The 5001-nt window shown below is 73.8% G+C and carries 6 protein-coding genes; 5 read left to right on the top strand and 1 reads right to left on the bottom strand.

Going from position 1 to position 5001, the window contains the following annotated elements:
• The 3 genes from ACFW2E_RS03855 to ACFW2E_RS03845 all read left to right on the top strand — a co-directional run.
• Positions 1–1461, top strand: a 1461-nt coding sequence (locus tag ACFW2E_RS03855; protein WP_384460889.1) for an alkaline phosphatase D family protein, incomplete at its 5' end; no start/stop codon positions are given.
• Between the two features lie 134 nt (positions 1462–1595).
• Positions 1596–2051, top strand: a complete 456-nt coding sequence (locus ACFW2E_RS03850) for a DoxX family protein (RefSeq protein ID WP_384460886.1) — start codon at positions 1596–1598, stop codon at positions 2049–2051.
• A gap of 223 nt (positions 2052–2274) precedes the next feature.
• Positions 2275–2835, top strand: coding sequence for a DedA family protein (locus ACFW2E_RS03845; protein WP_384460898.1), 561 nt, complete (start codon positions 2275–2277; stop codon positions 2833–2835).
• A gap of 57 nt (positions 2836–2892) precedes the next feature.
• On the opposite strand, the gene ACFW2E_RS03840 is transcribed toward ACFW2E_RS03845, so the two are convergent.
• The gene (locus ACFW2E_RS03840) at positions 2893–3123 is read right to left on the bottom strand and encodes a DUF2277 domain-containing protein (RefSeq protein ID WP_384460883.1); all 231 of its coding nucleotides are present in this window, start codon (positions 3121–3123) and stop codon (positions 2893–2895) included.
• A gap of 98 nt (positions 3124–3221) precedes the next feature.
• Between ACFW2E_RS03840 and ACFW2E_RS03835 the strand changes: the two genes are divergently transcribed.
• The gene (locus tag ACFW2E_RS03835; protein WP_384460880.1) at positions 3222–4124 is read left to right on the top strand and encodes a ketopantoate reductase family protein; all 903 of its coding nucleotides are present in this window, start codon (positions 3222–3224) and stop codon (positions 4122–4124) included.
• 381 nt (positions 4125–4505) lie between these two features.
• A complete protein-coding gene (locus tag ACFW2E_RS03830) occupies positions 4506–4853 on the top strand; it encodes a hypothetical protein (protein WP_384460877.1) in 348 nt (115 codons plus the stop codon).
• Positions 4854–5001 lie beyond the last annotated feature (148 nt).

Genomic DNA, 5001 nt, shown 5'->3' with positions numbered 1-5001 from the left:
GCGACCGGGCTCTCCGCGCGCCCGTCGCCGTCGTCCGAGGTGGTCCTCGCGGGCCCGCGCGTTGGGGCGCCGGCCGGCGCCCGCGTCCCGCCCGCCGACATCCGCCCGCCCGCCGACGGCGACGCGGTCCGGGTGGCCTACGGCTCCTGCCGCTGGGCCGCGCCCCCGGCCGGGGAGCGGGATCCGGCCGGCCCCGACGCCCTGGACGCCCTGGCCGCCCGGATCGCGGCCGCCCCCGGCGGCGAACGCCCCGACGTACTGCTTCTGCTGGGCGACCAGGTGTACGCCGACGAGACATCCCCGGCCACCCGCCGCTGGCTGGCCGCCCGCCGCGATCCGGACGACCCCCCGGGCAGCGAGGTCGCGGACTACGAGGAGTACACCCGGCTCTACTACGAGTCCTGGCTCGACCCCGAGGTGCGCTGGCTGCTGTCCACCGTGCCCAGTTGCATGATCTTCGACGACCACGACGTCATCGACGACTGGAACACCTCCGCCGCCTGGCTCGCCGACATGCGGGCCACCGCCTGGTGGCAGGAGCGGCTGCTGAGCGGCCTGATGTCGTACTGGGTGCACCAGCACCTGGGCAATCTGTCACCCGGCGAGCTGGCCGGCGACCCGCTGTACGCGGCGGTCCGCGAGACCCCCGACGGCACGGACGCGCTGCGCGCCTTCGCCGCCGTGGCCGACGCCGACCCCGCTTCCGTCCGCTGGAGCTACCGGCGCGACTTCGGGCGGGTGCGGCTGCTGATCGTGGACACACGCGCGGCGCGGGTGCTCGACGAGCGAAGCCGCGCGATGCTCGACCCGGCCGAAGCGGAATGGCTGCGCGAGCAGGCGCTCCGGGACCCGGGCTCGTACGACCACCTCCTCGTCGGCACCTCCCTGCCCTGGCTGCTGCCGCACCTGGTGCACGACGCCGAGGCGTGGGACGCGGCCCTGTGCCGGGGCGACCGCGGCCCGCGCTGGGCGCGCTTCGGCGAGAAGCTGCGGCGCCGGGCCGACCTGGAGCACTGGGCCGCCTTCCCGGAGTCCTTCACCGCCCTGGCCGGTCTGATCGCCGAGGCCGGTTCGGGCCCCGGAGCGCCGGCCACCGTCTGCGTGCTGTCCGGGGACGTGCACCACGCCTACGTCGCCGAACCCGCATGGCCGTCCGGCGGCCCCGACGCCCGCGTCCTGCAGCTCACCTGCTCACCCGTCCACAACTCCGTCCCCCTGTCGATACGGCTCGGCTTCCGCTTCGGCTGGAGCGCGGCGGCACGCTTCCTCGGCCGCCGCCTCGCCCGCCACGGCGGCTGCCCGGCACCCCCGGTCGACTGGCGCAGGAAGGGCGGTCCCTGGTTCGGCAACCAGCTCATGACGCTGACACTGCGCGGGCGTTCGGCACGGCTGCGGCTGGAGCGGGCGCGGCGGAACGGAACGCTGGAGACCGTGAAGGAGACCGCGATCACCGCCCCGTGAGGGCCGACCGGTCCGGAAACGGAAGCGGAACCATGGCCAAATGTTGAACTTGCAAGCACAGATTAGGTTCACCTAACCTGGGTTTCTCATTCGGTACCGCCGTCCCCCACCGACTACCGAGGGAGCACCCCCACATGTCCGGACGCCTCGACAGCGCCCAGCCCTACGTCATCGCCCTGTTCCGCATAGTCGTCGGCCTGCTCTTCGCCGTGCACGGCGCAGCCTCGCTCTTCGGCGTCCTCGGCGGCGCCGCGGGCACCGACGGCGGCACCGTCCCCGCCGGTACCTGGCCCGGTTGGTACGCGGCCGTGATCCAGCTGGTCTGCGGCGTTCTCGCGCTGCTCGGCCTCGCCACCCGCGGTGCCGCGCTGATCGCCTCGGGCTCCATGGCGTTCGCGTACTTCGACATCCACCAGAAGGCGGCCCTGTGGCCGATCCAGAACGGCGGCGAACTCGCCGTGCTGTTCTGCTGGACGTTCCTCCTGCTGGTCTTCACCGGCTCCGGCGCCTTCGGCCTGGACCGGCTCCTGGTCAGGCGCATGGCACGCGAGCGGAAGCCCGCGACGGAGCAGACCCCGGTCGCGGCCTGACCCGCACGCCCGGCGCCCTTCCCGACCGTGCGGGGAGGGCGCCGCCGTATTTCCCTCGCCTACCCGGGCCCCGACTTGACAGACTGTGCACCACACAGGAGCCCCCCGTGACCCTTCCGTCACACCTTGGGCGTACGCTGTATGGCTGTTAACGGGGGAGTAGCGGGGAGTAGTCGTGTCCGAGGGCGTGGTATCGCTGATCGCCGGGCCATGGATCTATGCCATGGTCGCCGTTTCGGTACTGCTGGACGTCTTTCTGCCCGTGCTGCCGAGCGGGGTGCTGGTGATCACGGCGGCCACGGCGGCCGCCGCCGGCGCCGGCGCGGCGGGACATGTGCCGGACATCCTGACCCTGATCGTCTCCGCGGCCACCGCCTCGCTGCTGGGCGACCTGGTGGCGTACCGCCTGGCCTGGCGCGGCGGTGAGCGCCTGGACCGCGCGATCGCCCGCTCCCGGCGTCTGACCAACGCGCAGGAACGTCTCGGCACGGCCCTCTCCCGGGGCGGCGGCGCCCTGGTGATCCTCGCGCGGTTCGCCCCGGCCGGACGGTCCGTGGTGTCCTTCTGCGCCGGTGCCGCGCACCGGCGGGCCCGCGACTTCGTGCCCTGGTCCGCGCTGGCCGGCCTCTCCTGGGCGGTCTACAGCGTCGCCCTCGGCTACTTCGGCGCCCAGTGGCTGGGTGCCACCTGGCTGGCCGCGGGCGTGTCCCTCACCGCGCTCTTCGGGGCGGGCGCCGCCGCGGCGTTCCTGATGCGACGGCCGGAGACCTCGAAGGCCTCGTGACGGACGCGGCGGGCCGCCGAGGGGGCGCGGTGTTCCCACGGTGCCCCCGAACCGCCCCTACGCCCCCGTACGAACGGCCTGACCGCGGATCTCCAGCCCCTCGAGAAGGTCGGCCGTGGCCTGTGCGACGGCCTCCACGGCCCGGTCGAACACCTCCTGGTTGTGGGCGGCGGGCGCCCGGAAACCGGACACCTTCCGCACGTACTGCAGGGCGGCGGCCCGAATCTCCTCGTCCGTGGCCTCCTCGGCCAACGCGGGCGGGCGCAGGGTCTTGATGCTCCGGCACATGTCCCCCAGTCTTACGCAATCGCGCGGGCCCTGCGAAGATCCTTCCCGAAGGCGGCCACCGGTTCCGGGGCCGACCCGACGAGAGGAACAACCGCATCATGACGAACGACCGACTCACCCTGGCCGTCCTGGGCCCCGGCGGCACCGGCGGACTCCTGGCGGGTCTGCTCGCCCGCGCCGGGCACCGTGTGATCTGTCTGTCCGGGGACGAGACCGCCCAAGCCTTGCGCACCGGCGGAATCCGCGTCCGCAGCGCCCAGTTCGGCGACTTCACCGCCCCCGTGGAGGCGGACACCGAGCTCCGCGAGCCCGTCGACGCCTGTCTGATCACGGTCAAGCACACCGCGCTCGACGCGGCGCTCACCCGGGTCCCGCCCGGCGCGCTCGGCGACGCCCTCCTCGTGCCGCTGCTGAACGGCGTGGAGCACCCGGCGTTCCTGCGCGCCCGCTACCGCGCCGACCGGGTGGCCCCCGCCGTCGTCCGCGTCGAGTCGACCCGGACGGCACCCGGACTGATCGAGCACGGCAGCCCGTTCACCGAGATCGACCTGACCGGCGATCCGGTGCCCCGCCCGCGTCTCGACGCGCTGGCGGCGGTCCTCGGCGCCGCCGGCCCGGTCACCCGGGTGTGCGGGGACGAGACGTCGGCCCTGTGGGCCAAGATGTCGTTCCTCGCCCCGTTCGCCCTGCTGACCACCCGCCACGGCGTTCCCCTCGGTGACGTACGCACCTGCCATCGCGAGGAGTTGGTCGCCCTGGTCGCGGAGACCGCGGCCGTCGGCGCCGCCTGCGGCGCCCCCGTGGACCCGGCCGGGGCGCTCGCCCGGTACGACGCCTTCCCGCCCGGCACCAAGTCGTCGATGCAGCGCGACGCGGAGGCCGGCCGCCCGCTCGAACTCGACGCCATCGGGGGCGCGTTGCTGCGCGCGGCCGAACGCCACGGAGTGTCCGTACCGGTGACGGAGCGCCTGGTACGGGAGTTGCGGGCGGCCGGTCACTGACGCCGGGGCCGCGGGGCCCCGCCGGTCAACGCGTCAGCGGTCACGGCGCCGGCACCAGGGGCCCGGCCGCGAGCGCGCCCGCCGTGACCGGCATCCCGGGGTTGCGGCGGGCCGGCTCGGCGTGGCCCCAGCCTCGTGGTCCCGCTCGTCGGCCACCCGGAGCGACCAGGGAATCGAACTACTGACCGATCGCGTGACGGAGGCCCGTGCCCTCGATGCCGAGATTCACCGCCCGTCCGGGCGCCGACCAGCGCGGACTCCCCCGCGAAACGCCGGGTTCGCCCGCCGCCGGGGCAGAGCTCCCCACAGAGCGAGAACCCGTTCGCATGAACCTCCTGAACGAACTCGCCTCCCAAAATCGAACAGGCGTAGCATTGCCGCGTGGCTACGACCCATGAGTTTCCGAGTGACCTCCTCGCCGGTCAGGAGGAGCTGCACCAGGTCCGGTCCGAGCTGTCGGCCCTGCTGAAGCGGCTCCCCTGGTCGGTCCAGCCGCTGGACGGGTTCAGCGACGACAGCGGCTGGCGGATGGTGGAGCGCCCCGCCTCCCCCGGCTGGACGTCCGACGAACAGGCCGAGGTGGAGAAGCTGCGGCAGCGGGAGCACGAGCTCGCGGTGTTCGTGAGCGGTCACCGCTTCTGGGCCGAGGTCGCGGCGGCGGAGCGCGTGGACGCCCGTATGAAGCTGAAGCACGCCCACGAGGACCTGGACCGGGACGGGGACGGCTGAGGCGAGGACGAGCGGACGGGAGGCCCCGGAACGAGAAGAGCCCCCCCCGCCCCCCCCCGGGGGGGGGTGGAGGGGTTGGGGCGGGCGGGTTTGTTACCCCCCCAAACACAAATTTATGGCAGGGCGCAACACCCAAGCAAACCAACCA

This window comes from Streptomyces sp. NPDC058964 (assembly GCF_042741275.1).
Classification (GTDB): domain Bacteria; phylum Actinomycetota; class Actinomycetes; order Streptomycetales; family Streptomycetaceae; genus Streptomyces.
This window is presented reverse-complemented; position numbering and strand designations above follow the sequence as displayed.

What these genes read in the sequence shown, in the direction of transcription:
- ACFW2E_RS03850 (WP_384460886.1), top strand. Translation starts at nt 1,596, where the DNA reads ATGTCCGGACGCCTCGACAGCGCCCAGCCCTACGTCATCGCCCTGTTC.
- ACFW2E_RS03845 (WP_384460898.1), top strand. Translation starts at nt 2,275, where the DNA reads ATGGTCGCCGTTTCGGTACTGCTGGACGTCTTTCTGCCCGTGCTGCCG.
- ACFW2E_RS03840 (WP_384460883.1), bottom strand. Translation starts at nt 3,123, where the DNA reads ATGTGCCGGAGCATCAAGACCCTGCGCCCGCCCGCGTTGGCCGAGGAG.
- ACFW2E_RS03835 (WP_384460880.1), top strand. Translation starts at nt 3,222, where the DNA reads ATGACGAACGACCGACTCACCCTGGCCGTCCTGGGCCCCGGCGGCACC.